Below are 22,203 nucleotides of genomic sequence, written 5' to 3' on the forward strand. Positions count from 1 at the left end.
TATTTTTAATATTCTAGTACACATAAATAAGCCACCTTACGGTGGCTTATTTCAATCTTTACATTAACCAATAAACTTACGCGCATTTCGGAACATACGCAACCATGCACCGTCTTCAGTCCACTCTTCTGGTTTCCAAGAATGTTGAAGCGCACGGAAAGTACGTTCTGGGTGTGGCATCATAATCGTTGCACGACCATCTTTAGAAGTCACACCAGTAATCGCTTCAGGTGAACCATTTGGGTTCAATGGATAGTGCTGAGTTGGGTTACCAAGGCTGTCAACATAGCGCAATGCCACTTGGTTACCAGTATTTAAACCAGCAAGAGCACTTTCACTTGCAACAGCACGACCTTCACCATGTGCAACAGCAATCGGTAAGATTGAACCTTCCATACCATCAAGTAATACAGAAACAGATTTTTCAACACGAACGTTTACGCTACGAGCTTCAAAAACTTCTGACATATTGCGGTGGAAACGTGGCCAGTGTTCAGCACCTGGAATAAGTGGCGCTAATTGTGACAACATTTGGCAACCATTACAGATACCTAAGCTGAACGTTTCGTCGCGATGGAAGAATTGTTCAAACTGATCACGTAATTTAGCGTTGAACAGAACTGATTTTGCCCAGCCACCGCCAGCGCCCATTACGTCACCGTAAGAGAAACCACCACAAGTCACCAAACCTTCAAAATCACTTAGGCTAACACGACCAGCAAGTAAATCGCTCATGTGCACATCAACAGTATTGAAACCAACCTTATCAAAGGCTGCTGCCATTTCAATATGACCATTTACACCTTGTTCACGTAAGATTGCCATATTTGGGCGACGTGTGTTGATAAACGGTGCTTCAACAGGTTCATTCAAATCGAATGTTGGTTTAGCAATCAAACCTTGATGTGCATTATCAGTAATTAATGAAAATTCCTGATCAGCAGTTTCTACATTATCACGTAGACGTTGGATCTGATGAGATACCTCAGACCAAGCTTGTTGTAATTCAGCACGATCTAGAGTTAAACCATTTACAGATAATTGATCTGAGTTATTTACACGACCAACTACAGCAATTGCATCTTTCAAGCTAGAAGCAGCGATTTCTGCTTGTAAAGCTTCCCAATCAGTTGCTTTGATTTGAAGTACTGCACCAATTTCTTCTGCAAACAAACTTGCTTGAGTTTGGTCTTCTAATGCAACACCTAAACGCGCAGCAAACATCATTTCAGCTACAGAGGCTAATAAACCACCATCACCGATGTCATGATAAGCCTGAATCAAGCCACGGTTGTTCCAGTCTTGGATTAAAGCAAAGAACGCTTTGAAATCATCAAAACTATCAACGTCAGGAGTGATTGAACCGATTGCTTTATATACTTGCGCAAGAATCGAACCACCTAAACGGAACTGACCTTTAGATAAATCAATACGTACAAGTACTGAATCTTCTAAATTTTTAAGTTCAGGTGTTAAGGTCTTACGAACATCTGTCACTGGAGCAAACGCAGTGATTACACCTGTCATTGGAGAAGTTACGGCCTTATCTTCACCGTCGTCATTCCAAGTTGTGCGCATTGAAAGTGAGTCTTTACCTACTGGAATCGCAATTCCCAAAGCAGGACACATTTCCATACCAATTGCTTTCACGCCTTCAAACAATGCTTGGTCTTCGCCTTTTTGACCAGCAGCAGCCATCCAGTTTGCAGAAAGTTTGATATCACTAATTTGTTCAATGTTCGCACATGCAATATTGGTAATTGCTTCAGCAACTGCTAAACGAGCAGATGCCGCTGGATTTAACAATGCAACTGGTGGACGTTCGCCCATTGCCATTGCTTCACCAGTGAAACCTTGCAAACTTGTTGTTGTTACTGCTGCATCTGCAACAGGAACCTGCCAACGACCAACCATTTGGTCACGTGCAACCATACCTGTAATTGAACGGTCACCAATGGTAATCAAGAATGATTTAGACGCAACTGTAGGGTTTTTCAATACGCGGAAAATCGCATCTTTCAAATCAACTTTTGAAGCATCGAACTCATCGCCACTACGTTCAATAGTTTCATAAGAACGTTGCATACGTGGTGTACCACCAAGCATTACTTGCATTGGGATATCAACAGCATCGTTTTGGAACAATGGATCTTCAACTGTTAAATGACGCGCTTCTGTTGCTTCACCTAACACAGCAAATGGACAACGTTCACGCGCACAGATTGCTTCGAACTGATCCAAAGATTCTGGGCGAATTGCGAGAACATAACGTTCTTGTGCTTCATTTGACCAGATTTCCATTGGGCTCATGCCCGGCTCTAATGAAGGAATCTTACGAAGATTAAGTACAGCACCTAACTCATGATCATTTACAAGTTCAGGCATAGCATTTGATAGACCACCAGCACCAACGTCGTGTACAGAAACGATTGGGTTGAAGTCTTCTAAACGCCAGCAAGTATCGATCACTTCTTGACAACGGCGTTCCATTTCTGGGTTTTCACGTTGTACAGAAGCGAAGTCAAGGCTTTCACCCATTGTACCGCTATCTACAGAAGATGCTGCACCGCCACCAAGACCGATTAACATTGCAGGGCCACCCAATACAATGAGTAAATCACCTGGTTGAATCGCATCTTTTTCTACATGGTCAGGACGGATATTACCGTAACCACCAGCAATCATAATTGGCTTGTGGAAGCCTTTCACTTCACCATTTACATTCTGTTCGAAAGTACGGAAATAACCATTTAATGCAGGACGACCGAATTCATTGTTGAATGCCGCGCCACCTAATGGACCTTCAATCATGATTTGTAATGGCGATGCCATACGTGAAGGTTTACCGTAGTTTTCTTCCCAAGGTTGTTCAAAACCAGGAATGTTTAAGTTCGAAACTGTAAAACCTGTTAAACCCGCTTTTGGTTTACCACCACGACCTGTTGCACCTTCATCACGAATTTCACCGCCTGAACCAGTTGCAGCACCAGCAAATGGAGAAATTGCTGTTGGGTGGTTGTGAGTTTCAACCTTCATTAAAATATGAGCAGCTTGGCTCTTATATTTATAAACGAAGTGACCATTTTCATCCGCTTTCGGATAAAAACGCATCGTGTCATAACCCACAATCACTGAAGCGTTATCTTTATAAGCAGATAACACATCAGTTGGAGATTCTTTATAAGTGTTTTTAATCATCTGGAACAATGATAATGGTTGTTTTTCACCATCAATTGTCCATTCAGATCCAAAGATTTTATGACGACAGTGCTCAGAGTTTGCCTGTGCAAACATCATTAACTCGATGTCATTTGGATTACGACCCAGCTTACCGAATGCTTCAGTTAGGTAATCAATTTCTTGTTCAGATAACGCAAAACCGAACTCATTATTTGCCTTAACCAAAGCTTCTTTGCCTTGACCTAAGATATCAATTGAATTTAATGGTTTTGGTGCCGTTTCTGAAAATAATGCTTTTGCATCATCAATTTGAGCAAAAACTGTTTCTGTCATACGGTCATGAAGTACTTGTTTAACTTCATTAGAAAGTTCAGAAACACCTTTTAACGTAAATAAAAGACCACGTTCTAAACGATGTACTGGCGTATTACAGTTTTTGAAAATATCAGTTGCTTTAGAAGACCAAGGTGAAATAGTACCCACACGTGGTGTAACTAAAATCTGAATCTCATCACTTGCAGATTGACGAAGTTCAAAAGACTCACCGTCATTCAATAATTGCAAAGCAGATTGATGTTGCTGCTCGTTGAGCGCTTGATCAAACAAATAGACCCATTGGCTGTCAAAAGATTGAACAGAACTAATTGACGATAAACGTGTTAATAGTTGAGCTTTCTTAAAAGAAGAATGTGCTGCTGCACCGGCCACGATAAACATGTTGATTTTGGCTCCACGGGCAGGTCTTGTGAACCTTACCGCAATGTGACTTTAGAGAGAGCGCATATTCTACTGCTTCTTGCTAAAATCAGCTAGATGTAGAATCAGTATTCTGTAACCTAATTCTGCAAGAAGTGATTAGTTTTTTGTTCAAAATCATTTTTTTAGGCATTCTAACTAAAAATAAATTGTTTCATGTTTATTCAATAACATAATAAAACCTGAACTAAGACAAACTATGTCGCACCAAGCTAGTGCTTTTAACTTTTTTTTGGCATGATCAGGTTTTACAGTTTTGAATAATGATAAATGGAACAAATGCGTTGGTTAGAGCTGCTTTCTGCAGTTCGTTTAGGTAGTAAAAAAAGCAGTACAGAACTGGCTCGTAGCCCATTCCATAAAGATTATGACCGCATTATATTTTCTCAAAGTTTTCGTCAGCTAAACCGTAAGACGCAAGTTCATCCACTCGCACAACATGATGGCATTCATACCCGTTTAACTCACTCACTTGAAGTTTCCTGTATTGGCCGCTCAATGGGCATGCTCGCAGCAGAAAAAATAAAAAATGAATTACCCGTCTGGATTTCTCCTGCCGATGTCGGGGCAATTATTCAAGCAGCTTGTCTGGCTCATGATATTGGTAACCCACCTTTTGGGCATGCAGGTGAATATGCAATTCGCGAATGGTTCGATGATGCATCACATGATGATTTTTTGAAGAAACTAAGCCCCGAAGAAGAAGCTGATGTTCGTCAGTTTGAAGGTAATGCCCAAGGATTACGTTTATTAAGTCGCATTGATTATCATCCAAATGATGGCGGGATGCGCTTAACCTATGCAACCTTAGGGGCTTATTTAAAGTATCCATGGCTTTCAAAAACCATTGCTTCACAAGGTGATCGCCCTTCCCATCAGCGAGCAAAGTTTGGTTGTTATCAGTCTGAAAAAGAAATTTTAAAACAGATTGCTGAACAACTCGGGCTTATTCAGTTAGGTGAATATCATTATTGTCGTCACCCACTGACTTACTTGTTAGAAGCCGCTGATGACATTTGCTATGCCTTAATTGACTTAGAAGATGGCATTATCTTAAATATGCTGAGTTACCAAGAAGTTGAACCAATTTTCTTAAACCTCATTGCCGATTATGGTCAGCCTGAAGAATTGTCACACCCAGACAGTACGTGGCAACAAAAAATTTCAGCATTACGTGGTCGTGTTATGAAACGGCTTGTGGATGAAGTTACTACAGCTTTTGCTAAACATCATTATGAAATTATTACAGGTCAGCTTAAAGGCAACCTTTTACAATATTGCTCACCCGATATTGCAATTGGTATCGAAACAGCCAAGAATCTGGCACGCGACAAAATTTTTGAACATCCACAAAAGTCTGGTTTAGAAATTATTGCGCATCAAAGTTTACAGACTATTTTGGATGCATTTGTACCTTTGACCACACCACATAAATCTTTGAGCTTTAAAGAACAACGTTTAATGTCTATCCTTAATCTGTATGGTGCTAACTTTAGCAATAATCACTACAGTAATATTATGCAAGTACTCGATATTATCAGTAAGTTCTCAGATCATCAGGCATATAGCTTGGCTCAAGAGTTACAAGGTAATAAAATTGGCTTGTTTTAAGCTGGCTTGATATAGAAATAAATAAAACCTGTGTCGTTTTCAATGAATGTTAGAACGACCAGATTTACAGTTATGAATAAGTGAAACTACTCTATGATCGGATGTTTAATTGGCGAAGTGTTTGCCCTGGAAGCCCCTACTGTCTTACTGAATGTAAATGGTGTGGGTTATGAAATTGATACGCCACTTTCAACATTTTGCCAATTACAAAAAGGCCAAAAAGTTACGTTATGGACGCATTTGGTTGTCCGTGAAGATGCTCAACAGCTTTACGGTTTCAGTGATGCTCAAGAAAAAATAATTTTCCGCACCTTATTAAAAGTAAATGGTGTCGGCCCGAAAATGGCATTAGGGATTCTATCGACGTTAAGTGTTGAGTTACTTGTGCACACGATTGAACATGACGATATCAACACGTTGGTCAAAGTTCCGGGTGTTGGCAAAAAAACTGCTGAACGTTTAATGATTGAACTTCGTGATCGTTTCAAAACATTGGCTCAAGGAACTTCTTCTTCGGCTACCCTGCCTCAAATTCAGTTTGCTGCAAACTCACCTGTGGCAGAAGCAGAAGCAGCTTTGCAATCTTTAGGTTACAAGCCCCTTGAGGCACAAAAAGCTGTTGCTGCTGTTAAAGCCGATTACACCGAATCAGCGGATATTATTCGCGCTGCTCTAAAATCAATGATGAAGTAAAACAATTATGCAAGACCGTTTAATCAGTGGAGCAGAAAAACCAGAAGATCATTTTGATCGGGCGATTCGACCAACTTCACTTGCCGACTATATTGGGCAACCTGTAGTACGCGAACAAATGGAAATTTTCATTGGCGCTGCTCGCGGTCGTGGTGAAGCACTCGATCACACGCTGATTTTTGGTCCACCCGGTTTGGGTAAAACCACACTTGCCAACATTATTGCGCGTGAAATGGGCGGTAATCTTAAATCTACTTCGGGGCCAGTTTTGGAGCGTGCGGGCGACTTAGCTGCAATGCTTACAAACCTTGAAGAAGGCGATGTCTTGTTCATTGACGAAATTCACCGTCTTTCTCCAGTTATTGAAGAAATTCTCTATCCAGCGATGGAAGATTACCAACTGGATATCATGATTGGTGAAGGCCCTGCTGCTCGCTCAATCAAACTGGATTTACCACCTTTTACACTTGTCGCGGCTACAACACGCGCGGGCTTGCTTACCTCTCCTCTACGTGACCGTTTCGGTATTGTGCAACGTCTTGAGTTTTACTCTGTAGAAGACCTAACTCATATTGTGTCGCGCTCTGCAAACTTAATGAATGTGCCAATTACAGTTGAGGGTGCAGAAGAAGTTGCACGCCGTGCACGTGGAACACCTCGTATTGCCAATCGTCTATTACGACGTGTGCGTGACTATGCACAAGTGAAAGGTACAGGTGAAGTAACCCATGACATGGCGCAACGTGCTCTTGATATGCTCAATGTTGATAAGGCGGGCTTAGACACCCTAGACCGACGTTATTTGAGCATGCTACTAGAGCGCTTTGATGGTGGTCCTGCCGGAGTTGAAGCGCTAGCAGCAGCAATGGCTGAAGATAGCGGCACTCTTGAAGACGTTCTTGAACCTTATTTGATTCAACAAGGTTATGTCATGCGTACTGCTCGAGGCCGTATTGCAACCAATCAATCTTATTTACAGTTTGGGCTAACGCCACCTGAGCCTAAAAATTAACCAAAGGAAGAGAATTTTCTCTTCCTTTTTTAATTTAACTATTCTATTTAACTAAAATAATAATTATCTTATCAATCAATTAGAGACTCGATACCTTTTAAGTCTTTCTTTATACCTTATTGATTTTTTAATATTTTTAAAAACTGAATTATAAGAAATCAAGATATTAAATCTTATGAACAATAATATTTTTTAGGATAAGGACATGTATAAGAAAGCCGCTTTACTTTTGCCACTCGCCCTCATGAGTCAGCTAAGCCTAGCAGATTGGGTCAACGATGCTGCTCAACAAAATGAAAATCAGATTATTCAGCTAAGACAGAACATTCACCAACATCCTGAACTCGGCAATATGGAGTTTAAAACATCTGCCCTTGTTCAAAAAGAATTGAAATCTTATGGCGTTCAGGTCAAAACTGGTTATGCAAAAACTGGTGTAATCGGCATTTTAAAAGGCGAAAAACCCGGCCCTATCATCGCACTTAGAGCTGATATGGATGCTCTGCCGATGGAAGAAAAAAGCGGCCTACCCTTTGCAAGTAAACAAAAAGCAATTTATCAAGGCAAAGAAACTTATGTGATGCATGCTTGTGGACATGATGCACACACTGCGATGTTATTAGGCGCAGCAAAAATTCTAGCTACTAATAAAGATAAAATATCGGGCACAGTTGTTTTTCTTTTCCAACCTGCTGAAGAAGGTGGTGCCGATATAGATAACTTTACTCATGGCGATCAAATCGGTTCTAGAAAAATGATCGCAGACGGCGCATTTAAAGAGTATAAGCCAGAAGCTATTTTTGGCATGCATGTCATGGCAGGCATGAAAAGTGGTCATCTTTACTATAAAGATGGGGCCATTTTAAATAGTGCAGATCACTTACGTATTCAGGTCAATGGCAAACAGGTCCATGGCTCTACCCCATGGTTAGGCAAAGATCCAATTTATGCATCTGCACTGATGATTAATAATTTACAAAGTCTTATTAGCCGAAGAACAGATCTGACTGAAGGTATGGGTGTAGTCAGTATCGGCAATATTCAAGGTGGTACAGCAGGAAATATTATTCCTGAACAAGTCAATATGATCGGGACCATTCGCTCTAATAACGAAAAGATACGGGCGAATATCTTAAAAAGTTTACCAGTCATGATAGAGCATAACGCTCAAGCCAATGATGTAACTGCTAAAGTTGAAATTGCACCTTATGCACCAGTGACCATGAATGATAAAACCCTTACTCAACTTATTCAGCCAACTTTAGCCAAAGTTGCTAGAGATTCAAAACTACATATTTTAGATCATAATGCGAGTGCAAGTGAAGATTTTGCATATTATGGCAAATTGATGCCTTCATTCTTTGTTTTCTTAGGCGCTACTCCAGAAAATCAGGACTTAAGTCAGGCTGCACCCAATCATAATCCTTATTTTATTGTAGATGACAAGGCCTTAAAAATAGGGACCGAGTTACATATAAGGTTCGTATTAGATTATCCGAATATATCAAAACAAGTTCAAACCACGTGGAAACCGTCATAATTTAAAAGCATGCTAGCCATAAGATGTACCGTTTTTAGACTAGAAATACAGCAATCGCAATTGAAAGGTTGTGCCATAGGACTTAGTATGCAATCTGCTAAACTGCCCCGTATTTAAAGCATATACGTGGCTTCGAATAAAATTGATGTTTTATTCAGCAGTCATATTTTAAATGCAAAGCTCTATAGTGAACTAAAACGGAATCCTCTCATGGCGAATCATTTTGAATTCAACATTCGTGTTTATATTGAAGATACGGACGCAGGTGGTATTGTTTACCATGCCAACCACATTCGCTATATGGAACGCACCCGTACTGAATGGCTCCGTGCTTCTGGCGTTGATCATTACTGGCATCAAAAAGACTACAACTTTGTCGTACACAAAATTGACGTAAAATACATGCGTCCTATTTTAATGGATGATTTAATTACTGTTACAGCACGTGTAGTTTCATGTAAAGCTGCGTCATTTGTGTTGCAACAAAATATTTATCGTGGTGAAATCTTGCTTGCTTCTGGCGAGGTTGAGTTGGCATGTTTAAGTAAAGAACTGATAGCTCGTCGTCTTCCAGAAGAAATACGTGATCTTATTCGTAAAGAATTGGAACAAGACTAAAAAAACAACCGGCATATGTAACTATGGCAACAAACATTGAATCAACCCTGCATATTTCTGACCTTATTTTACAGGCAAGTCCAGTCGTTCAGTTGGTCATGCTAATTTTATTATTAGCATCAATCTTTAGTTGGTATCTGATTGCCAAGTTACATATGAGTTATAAAAAAGCACATCAAGAAGATGAACATTTCCAGAAAATGTTCTGGTCAGGTGCTGAACTCAATACGCTTTACAACAATGCTCAACTCAACTCAAAACGCTCAGGTCTTGAAGATATTTTTTATCAAGGGTTGAGTGAATTTTTTAAACTTAAAAAACGTCAGGCCCCTGTTTCACAAACGATCGAAGGAACTGAACGTATTTTACGTGTAGGTTTGAGTCGTGATCAGAGCCACCTAGAATATGGCTTAGGTAGTTTAGCAAGTATCGGTTCTGTAGCTCCTTATATCGGTCTATTCGGTACTGTTTGGGGCATTATGAATGCCTTTATCGGTTTAGCCGCTGTTGATCAAGTTACTCTGGCAACTGTTGCACCGGGTATTGCCGAAGCACTTATTGCAACTGCAATTGGTTTATTCGCTGCAATTCCTGCTGTATTGGCTTTTAACCATTTCACATCTAAAAGCGAAAGTGTTTACTCTGATCGTGCTTTATTTGCTGAAGAGATGATTGCTTTATTGCAACGTCAGTCTGTGGGTTCATCACAGGAAGATGCATAATGGCAATTCAGCGTTCAGGGCGCTTTGAGCGCATAAAAAAACCACTAAAAAGTGATATGAACGTCGTACCCTATATTGACGTTATGCTCGTACTTTTGGTTATTTTCATGGTGACTGCTCCCATGATTACCAGTGGTATTAAAGTCGATTTACCTCAAGCAAATAACCATCCAATCGAATCAAAAGATATGCCAGCCATGGTAACGATTGGTAAAGATGGCAATATTTATCTTCAGTATGAAGATTACAAAGATAGTGAGCCATTATCTCGTGAAAAACTTGAAGAAGTTTTAAGCGATGCTCAAAAACAAGCTGAACAAGAAAATAAACAACTCACAGTTTTAGTCAATGGTGATAAGTCTCGTCCTTATGGAGAGGTCGTATCACTGATGGCAAGTTTACAAGAAGCAGGTTTAACTCAAGTTGGCCTTCTGACAGAGCCTTTAAAATAAGCTATGAATAAAAATCAAAAGCCACACTTTAAACAAAATGCGATTGCATTGAGCTTTACAATTGGAGTTCATGCAATTGCCATTGTTGGCTTGCTTTTTTTAGGCTTGAGTAAACCACCTGAACAGCCAAAAAAGCTAACAACTATTTTAGTTAAGCCAGAAGATTTACCCCCGCCTTTAGCGAAAGAAATTGAACAAGAGACAACTGCTACAAATGAAGCAAAAGAGGTGTTAAGCCCTATTGTGGATGAAACTCTTCCTCAAAATCTTCCAGCAGCGCCCCCTCCTCCGACTGCACAGCAGCTCGCTGCTGAAAAGCAAAAAGCTGAACAGGCACAACAAGCAAAATTAGCTGAACAAAAACGCAAGGCTGAGGAAGCGGCGAAAGCTAAACAAGCAACAGAGCAGCAACGTGTAGAGGAAGCACAAAAGCAGCAGGCTGAAGCTAAACGTCAAACTGAAGCTAAAGCAAGAGCGGAAGCTGAACAAAAACGCAAAGCCGAACAAAGTGCGAAAGCTGAAGCAGATGCTAAGGCTAGACAAAAAGTCGCTGAAGAGGCTAAGCGTAAAGCTGAGACCGATGCAAAGCTGAAACGTGAGGCTCAAAAGTCTGAGAACGCTAAACTTTTAGCTCAGCAACAAGCTAAACGTAAAGCTGACGCTGAGGCAAGAGCCAAGCAGCAAAAAGCTAATGACGACGCTAAACGTAAAGCTGAAAATGATGCTAAAGCTAAACAGCAAAAGGCTAATGACGATGCTAAACGTAAAGCTGAGACTGATGCAAAAGCTAAGCAGCAAAAATTAAATGAAGATGCTAAGCGTAAAGCTGACGCCGATGCCAAAGCTAAGCAGCAAAAAGCAAATGAAGATGCTAAACGTAAAGCTGACGCCGATGCAAAAGCCAAACAGCAAAAAGCCAATGACGACGCTAAGCGCAAAGCCGAAGCAGATGCTAAAGCTAAACAGCAAAAAGCCAATGAAGATGCTAAACGTAAAGCTGATGCCGATGCAAAAGCTAAACAGCAAAAAGCCAATGACGACGCTAAACGCAAAGCCGAAGCAGATGCAAAAGCCAAACAACAAAAAGCTGCTGACGATGCTAAACGTAAAGCTGAAGCAGAGGCTGAAGCAAAAGCTGCATCTGCTCAAAAAGCACAAGAAGAGGCAGCTCAAAAGAAAGCTGAGGCTAAAAAAGTTGCTTCTTCAGCTAGACGTGATTTTGAGCAAAAAATTCGACGCTCTTGGGATGTTCCGACAGGCAGTAGTGGTAAAACAGTTAGTGTTCGTTTTACCCTCTCAGATTCGGGAAGTGTCAATTCAATTGTAATCACGCGTTCAAGCGGAGATGATGCTTTAGATGCAAGTATTAAGGCAGCAATTCAAGCCTCTGCGCCATATCCTATGCCATCAGACCCAGATGCAAGGCGCGAAGCAAGAAGTGTTAACTCTACATTTAGAGCGCAATAATTTTGAAAGAGTTACATGCTTTAAATAGTTTAAGGCATGTAACTATGCTACAAAATCAACAGTCACAAAAATACCAGCTATGACTTTAAACTTATGAATACGAGCCGCAAATACCTGCTATCTTTAGCATTGATCACCGCATTAAGCCCTCTAGCTCCTACAACTGCTTTTGCCCAGTTATATCTGGAAATTGCTAAAGCACCAGATCAGGCACCTAAAATTGCTATTGTCCCGTTTAATAATGACAATGGGCTCTCTCCTATTGTTGAAACTGACTTAAATCGTTCTGGACGCTTTACAAGCTCATCTAAAAATTTACCTGCTAATGCTGCAATCAATCAGATTCAAGCTTCTGACTGGCAAGCTGCCGGAATTCCATATGTAGTTACTGGACAAATTAAACAAACAGCTACAGGTTTTGAAGTTCATTACCAACTTTATGATGTACAAAAGCAGCAATACATTTTAAATGAACTTTTAAATGTACCTGCTTCACGCATACGTCAAGCTGGCCATATGGTGAGTGATGCTATTTATCAAGCACTTACAGGCATTCCGGGTGATTTTAGTGGCCGTATTGCGTATGTACTCAGAAATCCAGCAACTCCTGCAGAACGTTATACTTTACAAATTGCAGATACGGATGGTGAACAACCAAAAACTGTTTTGTCATCTCGTGATCCAATTCTTTCTCCAGCATGGACACCTGATGCTAAGAAAATTGCTTATGTTTCGTTTGAAACCAAACGTCCAGCAATTTATTTACAAGATTTATCTACAGGGACACGTGAAGTACTCACAAGCTTTAAAGGTCTAAATGGCGCACCGAGTTTTTCACCTGATGGCCAATCAATGCTATTTACAGCATCTATGAATGGTAACCCTGAAATCTATCAAATGGATTTATCAACTCGCCAAGTCAAACGTATGACGAACGACTCGGCAATTGATACTGAAGCACGTTATACACCAGATGGAAAATCGTTTATTTTCACTTCTGACCGTGGTGGTTCTGCCCAAATCTATCGTTATACCTTTGCTGATGGCTCAGTAAAACGTCTAACGTTTAAAGGTTCATTTAATGCACGTGGAACTTTGAGTGCAGATGGCAAAAAGATTGCTCTTGTTCATCGCCCAAGTGGTAGCAGTTATAAAGTTGCAATTCAGGACATTAATACTGGCATCACCAATATTCTTACCCCAACCAGTTTAGATGAATCACCAAGTTTCTCACCAAATGGGCAAATGGTGGTCTACGCAACTCGTGAAGGCAGCCGTGGCTTGTTGTCTATTATGTCTACTGATGGACGTTTCCGTATGAATTTACCAAGTGAACAAGGTGAAGTACGTGAACCGGCATGGGCACCAAAATAACTTTTAATTCCATTGATGGAGATGATCATGAAATCAATCAAATATTTAGCTTTACCCTTTCTTAGCGTAGCACTTGTGATGACAGGTTGTGCTAGCCGCAAACCGGCAGCGACTACAACAACTGGTACAAATCCAAGTACGGTAAACACTTCTGGTTTAAGTGAAGATGCAGCATTAAATGCTCAAAATTTGGCAGGTGCTTCATCTAAAGGTGTAACTGAGGCAAATAAAGCTGCTTTGGCTAAACGCGTTGTTCATTTTGATTATGACAGCAGTGACTTATCTACTGAAGACTATCAAACTCTTCAAGCTCACGCACAATTTCTTATGGCAAATGCAAATTCAAAAGTTGCTTTAACTGGTCATACAGATGAACGTGGTACACGTGAGTACAATATGGCGTTAGGCGAGCGTCGTGCTAAAGCGGTGCAAAGTTACTTAATTACCAATGGCGTAAACCCACAGCAACTTGAAGCTGTAAGTTATGGTAAAGAAGCTCCTGTTAATGCAGGACATGATGAATCTGCGTGGAAAGAAAATCGCCGCGTTGAAATTAATTATGAAGCAGTGCCTCCTTTATTAAAATAAAGAATACGCATAAAAAAACGCTCATATTTTTATGAGCGTTTTTTTATAACAACAAAACTTAGGAAGATTTCTTTTCTTCTTCAGAATGTTGCATCGATTCAATCAAATCATGCTTATTAAAATCTTTATATTCAGGTTTTGCCTCATAATCTTTCCAAGCATCCTGAACATTCTCTTTCGAAATTTCATCTAGATTGATTGGTTCACCTGCCGTTGGGGTCGCATCAAACTTCTTTGTTGTCATTTCGATTCTCCTAAAATATACAGTCCGTTGTTATATAATCAACATACCACTTAAAATGGGGGTTGTAAGCATAAATCCAACACAAATAAAGTAAGATAATTTTTATTTTGTGACATTCTCATCTAGAATATGCCACGTATTTATCTGACTCATTTTGATGCTTGAAGCACAGGAGCTATTTTCTATGTCCAACCTCACCTTGTCCCAATTTTTAGAACAACAAAAAGGGAATCTAACACCGGAGTTGGCTCAAGTCATCGATACTATCGCCACTACCTGTAAAACTATCGATCTAGCCTTACAAAAAGGCGCGCTCGCTGGTATTTTAGGAAGTGCTGGTAATGAAAATGTTCAAGGTGAAACACAGAAAAAACTTGATGTGATTTCTAATGACTATTTAATCGATGCATTAAAAGTTCATCCACAAGTAGGTGGTCTTGCTTCTGAAGAGCTTGATGAATTCACACCAGCCCAAGAAAATGGTAAATATCTAGTTTTGTTTGACCCATTAGATGGTTCAAGTAACATCGATATTAATATGTGTGTAGGTACAATTTTCTCTATTCTGCCGGCAAAAAATGCGGTAACACAAGCAGAAGATTTCATGCAAGCTGGTACACAGCAAGTTGCTGCTGGTTATGTACTTTATGGCCCATCAACCATGATGGCTTTAACAGTTGGAAATGGCGTAGCATTCTTTACTTTAGACCCAGAAACTCAAACATTCTTGCTCACTACTGACAATGTTCAAGTTGCAGCAGATACTCAAGAGTTTGCAATTAACGCTTCTAATCAACGTCATTGGGAAGATCCTGTAAAACAATATATTGATGAATTACTTGCAGGTAAAACCTCTGTTCGTGAAAAAGATTTCAACATGCGCTGGGTAGCATGTATGGTGGGTGATATTCACCGTATTTTATGCCGCAGTGGTATTTTCCTTTATCCATATGACTTAAAAGATCCGAAAAAAGCGGGTCGCTTACGTTTAATGTATGAAGCAAATCCAATGAGTATGCTCATTGAACAAGCTGGTGGTGCATCAACTACAGGCCGTGTTCGCATTTTAGACATTGAACCAACAGAACTTCATCAACGAGTTCCTGTGATTATTGGTTCTAAAAATGAAGTTGAACGCGTAACAAGTTATCATTAATAATTTTAATTACTTAGGGCATCATAGTATGATGGTGCCCTTTTGTTGGATATTTCCTTATGGCTGTTATTTTTTTAGAATCAAAAGACAATGCAAAAATTAAACATTTGCGTGGATTAATCGAACTTAGTAACGCCCGAAAAAAACACCAGCAAACAGTCCTTGAAGGTACCCATCTTTGTTTAGCTTGGCTACAGCAACAGAAGAAGCTTTTCTCTTTATTTACGACAGAACAAGCATTAGAACACGCAGATTTAAAAGAAATAATCGAACTGCATCAAGGTCATATCTTTGTTATTAGTGAAGTTTTATATAGAGATTTGAGTACATTAGGTACGAGTCTTCCTTGTTTGGCTATTATCGATCTGCCTAAAACTTCATCAACAATCGATTACAACGTAGATACCCTGATTTTAGAAAATATCCAAGATCCTGGTAACGTAGGCACCTTACTACGTTCAGCAGCAGCAGCAAATATTAAACAAATTATTTGCACACAAGGCTCTGCATCACTTTGGTCTCCACGAGTTTTAAGAGCAGGTATGGGAGCTCATTTTAGCTTACATTGTTTTGAAAACTTCCAACTCACAGATATTCTTCCAAAATTTCCTATTCCAGTTTTTGTTACAAGCTCACATCACTCAACAAGCCTCTATTCACAAGATCTTTCAAAACCCTGTGTATGGATTTTAGGAAACGAAGGTCAAGGTGCTAGTGATTACGCATTAGATCACGCACAATCAGTGACTATTCCTCAACCAGGTGGACAAGAGTCATTAAACGTAGCAATTGCAGGATCTATTTGTTTTTTTGAGATGGTTCGTCAACGCCAATAAAACGTTAATTTATTTTACATCTCACATATTTGTGAAAAAAATCAATTACACTAGTAAAAAATAGCCGATTGTTGTCAACCTCCCACCTCTTTTCAACGTTATATAAGAGATATATTGAAGATAAGGTGGGTATGTCCAATGACAGGATTTTCCATCTCCATGGATTTAGCACCGAAAAAGTCTCGATCGGAAGCATCTAGTGCTCATGCAAGCACGGCTGAGCAACGCCTGAAAGTTTTCATGCAAGATGTAACTGGTCGTGCTTTGGTGATGATGGAGAGTGCTACCCAAGGTCAACAAGGTATTGCAATGGATTTGGTTCAAGAAGCATTTATTGCTCTACACAAATCTTATGCCGATAAAAGTACAGAAGAATGGTATCCCCTGTTTTATACGATTTTAAACAACAAACTTCAGGATTGGCGCCGCAAAGAATCTCGTAGAGCAAACCCATTTTCATTCTTCAAAAAAGTTAGTCTGGACAATGACGACGACGAAATTATTGATGTAGTTGATGAAAAAGCCATTAATCCTGCGGATTTTCTCGATCAAGCAGTGACTATCGAAGAAATTCGAGAAGCGATTTCAAAGCTACCAGTTCGTCAACAACAGGCTTTTATGTTACGTGCGTGGGAAGGTTTTGACACACACACAACAGCTCAGATCATGAACTGTACCGAAGGTAGTGTAAAAACCCATTATCACCGAGCAATTCAGGGACTTAGAGAGTACTTGGCCCATTTAAATCCCTTGGGAGGTTCTGATGAATCATGATGATTTCACTAAAAAGGTGACGTCTAAACTTGATAGTTTGGCACATCACCATAAAAATAAAACAGTGGTCATGAATCATGTGCTTGACCATATTCAACAAAAACCAGCCTCTTTTTATAGTGTCTGGAAAATGTCTGGTTTTGCACTTGCAGCAGCGATCACAGGTTTTGTAATTTTACCTAATTCAGCAGATATTGTTGATAAGCCACAAAATCAAGTGATTGTAAATCCTAAATTATCCCCACAAATGGTGGAAGATTTAGAAATGCTAATGGTCTTGGGTGAGGATAAAGTACAACATGGCAGCTAAAAAATTAGCTCTTATCCTTTGTTCATTAAGTTTCTTGCAAACCAGTTTTGCAGGTTTTGAACGATTTTGGATTTTTTCTAAAGATGCCAATACACAAGTTGATGACACATGGAATGCCCTTTCTGAAGAGGAACAACGTGCAGTTATTAAACGTTACCAGAGCTTAAAAGAGTTACCAGCGAATCAAAGTACGAACCTACAGCAACGTATGGACTGGTTTACTCAGCTCCCCGATGCTGAAAAAGAAAAAATGCGTGAAGCATGGCAGAAAATGAGTACACAAGAGCGTAATGATTTACGCCAGCGTATGCTTAAAGCGAATGGTGAAGAAAGAACAGCTATTCGTGAAGAATATATGAATAAGTATTTAGAACATTAATATAAGTATATGAAGTTCACACCCCGTGAGTTTCATGACTTATATACTTTTATACTTTCAATAAAAAGCCTCCAATTGAAGGCTTTTTATTATATGTAGTTTATTTACGGTAGCGTCTATAGACCGCTAAACCAAGTAAAGATGCTATAGATAGAATTCCTAAGCTACCACCACCGCCGCCACTTCGAGAATCATCAGTAGTAGTTGCGGTACTTATCAGATTAATTGTCCCTGGTTTCGCTGAAATTAATCCATTAGCATCATAGACATTATAAGATAGTGTATCGTTAAAAGTGTTAAAGACATTTTTAGCTTGAATATAAATATTACCACCGTAACATATATTTTTACTGTCTTTACCAGGACACGGTCCTTCTCGATCTGCCTTAACGACCGTAAAAATTCCATCTTTTGAAGTTTTGCTTGGTAAATAAATTGGTAAGTCCGCAAATTGAGACTTATTAGAATTTGTACTAAGTGTACTAGCTGGCCCATCTCCATCATCATTTGCATATTTGAGTAAATTCAAAGGAATCATTTCATTTGCTAAATACTTAAATGTTATTGTGCCATCTTCAGAAACAGGGGCAATATTTGCAAATTTTGCTTTAATCAATCCGCTACTAAGTTCCACACCCGCTTTAGTAGTAATTGTATATTTACAAAATTCATTAGTTGTACTTGAAGTAACATCATCATCGACACGATAAAAAAGAATTTGCTGTACGGTTGGATTCCACACACATCTCTGGTTTTTCTTAGTCTCTGTTTTAGTATCTAAATCTTCTACTTTTTGTGCCACACCCAAAGGTTCTGCTTTAACATTATAATCAGCCGTATTAAAAAACTTTAATACATGGTTAATGTCTTCAGTTGGTAGAGGAAAACCATAATTTTTTAAATCAATGTAAATTGCTCGATATTTTGTATTTACATGAGCCGTATCATTTTTAAACTTATCAAGTAAATCCTTAAATTCAGCTAAACGGACTTTATAGTAAACGATAAAGTTTGATGGTGTAGTTGGATCTTTAAGCAGGCTATCATACAAATCATAGCTTTTTTGATATGTCTCTATTAAAGTCGTAAATGAAATATTACCTAAACCTTCTAGATCACCTGCCGTAAGTTTCATTAATTCAACTGAACCAATATCACAACTATTTTTATTTAAAGTTTGATAATAGTATGTATTACTAACCAATCTAGCTAACCCACGCTGATCTTGAGGTTGGCAGGTAACTTTACTTTCTGAATCTACATCAATTAAGTCTTCTGCTGAAAAATTATTTTTAGGATAGTAAATGGGTAAAAAACCATTATTTTCATTAGGCCCTTTTATAGGCTCTAATAAAGTATTTAAAGTATTATTTTTTACATCAAGATTAGTGTTGCCCTCAGGAACTACTTCTTTAGGTACATCACATTTTGGTGCATTGCCTGTTAAATTTAACCCATTAAACCTCAAATCTAGTCCAGTATCTTTTTCCTCAGCTGCTGCTCCAAGTAAATATCGGCAAGCATAAGACCCGTTATTAAAAGCTAATACATTAAAATCTAAATTTTTATCACCTAATTTATCATATAAAAAAGTTGTGTTTGCAGAGTTCTCAACAATCGTATTATTTTGCAATGTTAAGCTACTAGCCGAACTTAAATTACTGGTTTGATTTTTTGCTGGATCAGCATCTCCTGTAAATTTAAGAATACTACCGTTAGTCGGACTCGCAATATTTTGTGCAATTGTATTATTTGTAAAGGAGGCTGTAGGGCTACCACAAAAATTAAAAGCACTTATCGAACTAGTCGATCCATTATTAACAAAACTATTTGAATCCAATGATATAGTACGTGCGCTATATGAGGTATTAAACATACAACTCATTGCCAGAATACTACCATCAGTTGACGTTTGGCCATTATTTTGAATTAAAGAATGGCTCATCGTTAAACTAGCAGTATTCCCCCCAAGGTAAATCGCTCCACCTTTAGAAGCCTGTGAGTTCAATATTTGACTATTTTTTAAAGTTACATCGGCGCCAGCATAAATTGCACCACCAGACTCAGTAGTTTTACCATTTTCTAAAATAATATTAGTTAATGTTAACGGTTGCTGATAAACAGCCGTATTAAAGATACGTGATTTCCCCCCAGCATTTATACGAGTTTCAAGCGCCTTTTGGGCTGGATAGTCATTCGTTAAAACTCCTTTTCGCTCCCAATCTGTCGCTTCTTTCCCAATAATATTCAAACCAATTTTAGGGGTTAATTCTTTATTTAAGGTGTAAGTACCACCTTCCAGTTGAATTGTATAGTTTGCATCAATTGCAGAAACTTCACATCCACCATAAGATTTACGCATTTCTGCTGCTGTAATAGCTTCACGTAAAGAACATGCATTCATGTTCTCATTATCTTCATCAGCAAATGTTGTAACTTTTATTGTTGTTTGAGCCATTAAAGGCATTGCTGCGATAACAGTAATTACACCCAGTGCTTTTTGATAATTTTTCATAGCCCACATCCCTGTTTATGACTTGAAACGGCGTAATGCAATTAATCCAAATAACCCTAAAATTAAACCACCGCCTACACTTCCCCCACCGCCAGTACTCACCGATTTATCTTCAATTCCAGATAAAGGTTCCTGAACAATTCTTGTTGGGATAGTAATATATTGAAAATCTTCACCCTCATTAAAACGAGATACGCTAGTAACTACTTGAATACTAAAAATATCTGCACCATGCCAATTTCCATTTGGCGTATAAATCACATTACCATTTTGATCTAAGGCTATAGTGCCTTTTGAAACTGGTGTATCTGTACTTTGTCTAACTTTAAGACATCCTGGTTGCCAGTCTTTGCCATCAGCACGCTCACCAAACAATCGCTTACACGTAGCAGGCGTAACCAAATCAGCTTCACTTAAAGAACCTAAAATACCGAATTTTGCAACCTGACCATATTTAATATCTTGACCAACTGAAGAAACTTCACTATCTACAATATATTCGATTGCACCTAAATCACAGAGCTCATCATATCCACTCCGACTCTTACCACGTTGATCGTATCTTTCACAACTCGCTAAACCAATTGAAGAGCCATCACTATAAAGACGTCCTTTATTAATGATCAATGATTCAGCTAAATTTTTATAATTCTCAAGTAATCGTGGTCTAAAAAAACCCAAAAAGCTATTTTTTGGCGTGTTATAAGGGCATAACAATCCATTTTGAGCAGTTACATCGCACACACCTTCATCTGTATCTCCCGCAATTAATTTTTCATTAGCGGGATAAAGAATATTAGGAAGCTTTGAGGTCGCATTCCGGTTACATTCAGCGGTAACCAAATTACTTTGTATAATTGCTTTATCAGTTGTACCTACCTGACAGTTTAGAGTATTCCCTACTAATATACTGTTTGAAACAGAAGCATTTCCTTGAGGAGCATCAAGAAATAGTCCTTTGTCATTTTTAATCATAGTAATGTTATTAACAAACATCCCATCTCGGATATTTGCAATAAAACCACCTTTATTATGAAAAATTGTACTATTACTTAATCCAATAGCACGTGAAGTTAAATATCCCCCAGTACTTTCATCTGCAAACTTAGTTTGAACATACAATAAAGCGTTATCTGCGGCTGTAACTTCATTATCACGTAAAACAGATTGAGTAATGTAATAAAGAGGCATTTCACTATATAAAACTGCTCCCTGACCCGCTTTATTATTCTGTATTAAATTATTGGTAAGGGTAACTGTACCAGCTGTTCTTGTAGTATTAGATAAATTACCAGCATTATAAATTGCACCACCATGAGTGGCGTAACCATTAAGCAAACGTGAATTTTTAATAGTTAATTGTTCATGGTTATAAATTAACCCGCCATCTAATGCTGAAGTTTTAGAGCCAGCCCCTTGTAAATTAAGGTCACTCAAAGAAACTGAGAAAGAGGCTTTTTCAACATTATTATCATCAATTTTAAACAGGCGGTCTGTACCTGCCATTTTAATACTAGCGTTATGGGTTCCTGGAGCATCATTATCAATAAAACTAGAGTCACTCTCTGTAAGAATATTGAGAGGCCCTGTAATTGTTATACTTGTATTCAATGCATATTCTTTATCACGCTTCAAAATAATATTTGAAGAGGCGTCTTTACCTCCGCATCCGTGATAACCAGTTGCATATTTTTCAACATCAGCAGCATTGGAAGATGCACGATAATTAAGAAATTGTACAGCCTCACGCAACGTACATAGCGTATCGTCTTTATCTTCATCAATTAAGCTTGTGACTTGAATATCGGCAGAATAAGCGTGTCCAGCAGCAGCCAATAAAGCAAAAGCAATGCTCCGTTTGAGCATACCCATCTCCTTACATCTTTTTTCATTTTTTTTGTCAATATTGCAAATTTTTCACTTTTGCAATCGCATCCTTTGTGCGTACTTTGTCACAGCAAGTAGAATTTCTCAAG

General features: G+C 38.8%; 19 protein-coding genes. 15 read left to right on the forward strand and 4 right to left on the reverse strand.

Translation table 11 applies throughout. From position 1 onward, the window contains the following. Positions 1-63 precede the first annotated feature (63 nt). Positions 64-3,897, reverse strand: a complete 3,834-nt coding sequence (purL, locus tag BMW38_RS06060) for a phosphoribosylformylglycinamidine synthase (protein ID WP_092706555.1) — start codon at positions 3,895-3,897, stop codon at positions 64-66. 309 nt (positions 3,898-4,206) lie between these two features. Between purL and BMW38_RS06065 the strand changes: the two genes are divergently transcribed. The 10 genes from BMW38_RS06065 (at position 4,207) to pal (ending at position 14,013) form a co-directional block, all read left to right on the forward strand. Continuing rightward, entirely contained in the window at positions 4,207-5,547 is a 1,341-nt protein-coding gene (locus BMW38_RS06065) for a deoxyguanosinetriphosphate triphosphohydrolase (protein ID WP_003650236.1), read from the forward strand. A 93-nt stretch (positions 5,548-5,640) separates the two neighbouring features. Beyond that, positions 5,641-6,240, forward strand: coding sequence for a Holliday junction branch migration protein RuvA (ruvA, locus tag BMW38_RS06070; RefSeq protein ID WP_092706557.1), 600 nt, complete (start codon positions 5,641-5,643; stop codon positions 6,238-6,240). A gap of 7 nt (positions 6,241-6,247) precedes the next feature. After that, positions 6,248-7,252: a Holliday junction branch migration DNA helicase RuvB gene (ruvB, locus tag BMW38_RS06075; protein ID WP_004643694.1), complete on the forward strand. Its 1,005-nt coding sequence runs from the start codon at positions 6,248-6,250 to the stop codon at positions 7,250-7,252. Between the two features lie 205 nt (positions 7,253-7,457). Then, positions 7,458-8,792, forward strand: coding sequence for a M20 family metallopeptidase (locus BMW38_RS06080; protein ID WP_092706559.1), 1,335 nt, complete (start codon positions 7,458-7,460; stop codon positions 8,790-8,792). Between the two features lie 210 nt (positions 8,793-9,002). Continuing rightward, positions 9,003-9,410, forward strand: coding sequence for a tol-pal system-associated acyl-CoA thioesterase (gene ybgC / locus BMW38_RS06085; protein WP_004643695.1), 408 nt, complete (start codon positions 9,003-9,005; stop codon positions 9,408-9,410). Positions 9,411-9,433: 23 nt separating this feature from the next. Next, positions 9,434-10,132, forward strand: a complete 699-nt coding sequence (gene tolQ, locus BMW38_RS06090) for a protein TolQ (protein ID WP_003650232.1) — start codon at positions 9,434-9,436, stop codon at positions 10,130-10,132. Continuing rightward, positions 10,132-10,584, forward strand: a complete 453-nt coding sequence (gene tolR / locus BMW38_RS06095) for a protein TolR (protein ID WP_003650231.1) — start codon at positions 10,132-10,134, stop codon at positions 10,582-10,584. The genes tolQ and tolR overlap by 1 nt, the downstream gene beginning before the upstream one ends. A 3-nt stretch (positions 10,585-10,587) precedes the next feature. Beyond that, positions 10,588-12,051 carry a cell envelope integrity protein TolA gene (tolA, locus tag BMW38_RS06100; RefSeq protein ID WP_092706561.1) on the forward strand — a complete coding sequence of 488 codons (1,464 nt, stop codon included), beginning with the start codon at positions 10,588-10,590 and terminating at the stop codon, positions 12,049-12,051. Positions 12,052-12,144: 93 nt separating this feature from the next. After that, the gene (tolB, locus tag BMW38_RS06105; RefSeq protein ID WP_092706563.1) at positions 12,145-13,425 is read left to right on the forward strand and encodes a Tol-Pal system beta propeller repeat protein TolB; all 1,281 of its coding nucleotides are present in this window, start codon (positions 12,145-12,147) and stop codon (positions 13,423-13,425) included. A 27-nt stretch (positions 13,426-13,452) separates the two neighbouring features. After that, a complete protein-coding gene (gene pal / locus BMW38_RS06110) occupies positions 13,453-14,013 on the forward strand; it encodes a peptidoglycan-associated lipoprotein Pal (RefSeq protein WP_009393712.1) in 561 nt (186 codons plus the stop codon). Positions 14,014-14,071: 58 nt separating this feature from the next. Here pal and BMW38_RS06115 read toward each other — a convergent pair whose 3' ends face one another. Then, on the reverse strand, positions 14,072-14,257 hold the full coding sequence (locus tag BMW38_RS06115) for an NF038105 family protein (protein ID WP_003650227.1): 186 nt from the start codon (positions 14,255-14,257) through the stop codon (positions 14,072-14,074). A 184-nt stretch (positions 14,258-14,441) separates the two neighbouring features. Here BMW38_RS06115 and BMW38_RS06120 point away from each other — a divergent pair, with 184 nt between their 5' ends. The 5 genes from BMW38_RS06120 to BMW38_RS06145 all read left to right on the forward strand — a co-directional run bounded on the left by BMW38_RS06120 (position 14,442) and on the right by BMW38_RS06145 (position 17,712). Beyond that, the gene (locus BMW38_RS06120) at positions 14,442-15,413 is read left to right on the forward strand and encodes a class 1 fructose-bisphosphatase (RefSeq protein WP_092706565.1); all 972 of its coding nucleotides are present in this window, start codon (positions 14,442-14,444) and stop codon (positions 15,411-15,413) included. 59 nt (positions 15,414-15,472) lie between these two features. Further along, positions 15,473-16,249, forward strand: a complete 777-nt coding sequence (locus BMW38_RS06125) for a TrmH family RNA methyltransferase (protein WP_092706567.1) — start codon at positions 15,473-15,475, stop codon at positions 16,247-16,249. A gap of 159 nt (positions 16,250-16,408) precedes the next feature. Next, positions 16,409-17,023 (forward strand): RNA polymerase sigma factor, encoded by a 615-nt coding sequence (locus BMW38_RS06135; protein ID WP_092706569.1) that lies wholly within the window; start codon positions 16,409-16,411, stop codon positions 17,021-17,023. Further along, a complete protein-coding gene (locus BMW38_RS06140) occupies positions 17,013-17,333 on the forward strand; it encodes a hypothetical protein (RefSeq protein ID WP_004643705.1) in 321 nt (106 codons plus the stop codon). Before BMW38_RS06135 ends, BMW38_RS06140 begins: the two co-directional genes overlap by 11 nt. After that, positions 17,323-17,712: a DUF3106 domain-containing protein gene (locus BMW38_RS06145; protein ID WP_004790640.1), complete on the forward strand. Its 390-nt coding sequence runs from the start codon at positions 17,323-17,325 to the stop codon at positions 17,710-17,712. The genes BMW38_RS06140 and BMW38_RS06145 overlap by 11 nt, the downstream gene beginning before the upstream one ends. A 100-nt stretch (positions 17,713-17,812) precedes the next feature. Here the strand turns inward: BMW38_RS06145 and BMW38_RS06150 are convergent, their stop codons facing one another. Both BMW38_RS06150 and rbtA read right to left on the reverse strand, forming a co-directional pair. Then, positions 17,813-20,227: a CSLREA domain-containing protein gene (locus tag BMW38_RS06150; RefSeq protein ID WP_092706571.1), complete on the reverse strand. Its 2,415-nt coding sequence runs from the start codon at positions 20,225-20,227 to the stop codon at positions 17,813-17,815. A 15-nt stretch (positions 20,228-20,242) separates the two neighbouring features. Continuing rightward, positions 20,243-22,093: a rhombotarget A gene (gene rbtA / locus BMW38_RS06155; RefSeq protein WP_092706573.1), complete on the reverse strand. Its 1,851-nt coding sequence runs from the start codon at positions 22,091-22,093 to the stop codon at positions 20,243-20,245. Positions 22,094-22,203 lie beyond the last annotated feature (110 nt).

The sequence above is a fragment of the Acinetobacter sp. yr461 genome, assembly GCF_900110445.1.
GTDB lineage: Bacteria > Pseudomonadota > Gammaproteobacteria > Pseudomonadales > Moraxellaceae > Acinetobacter > Acinetobacter calcoaceticus.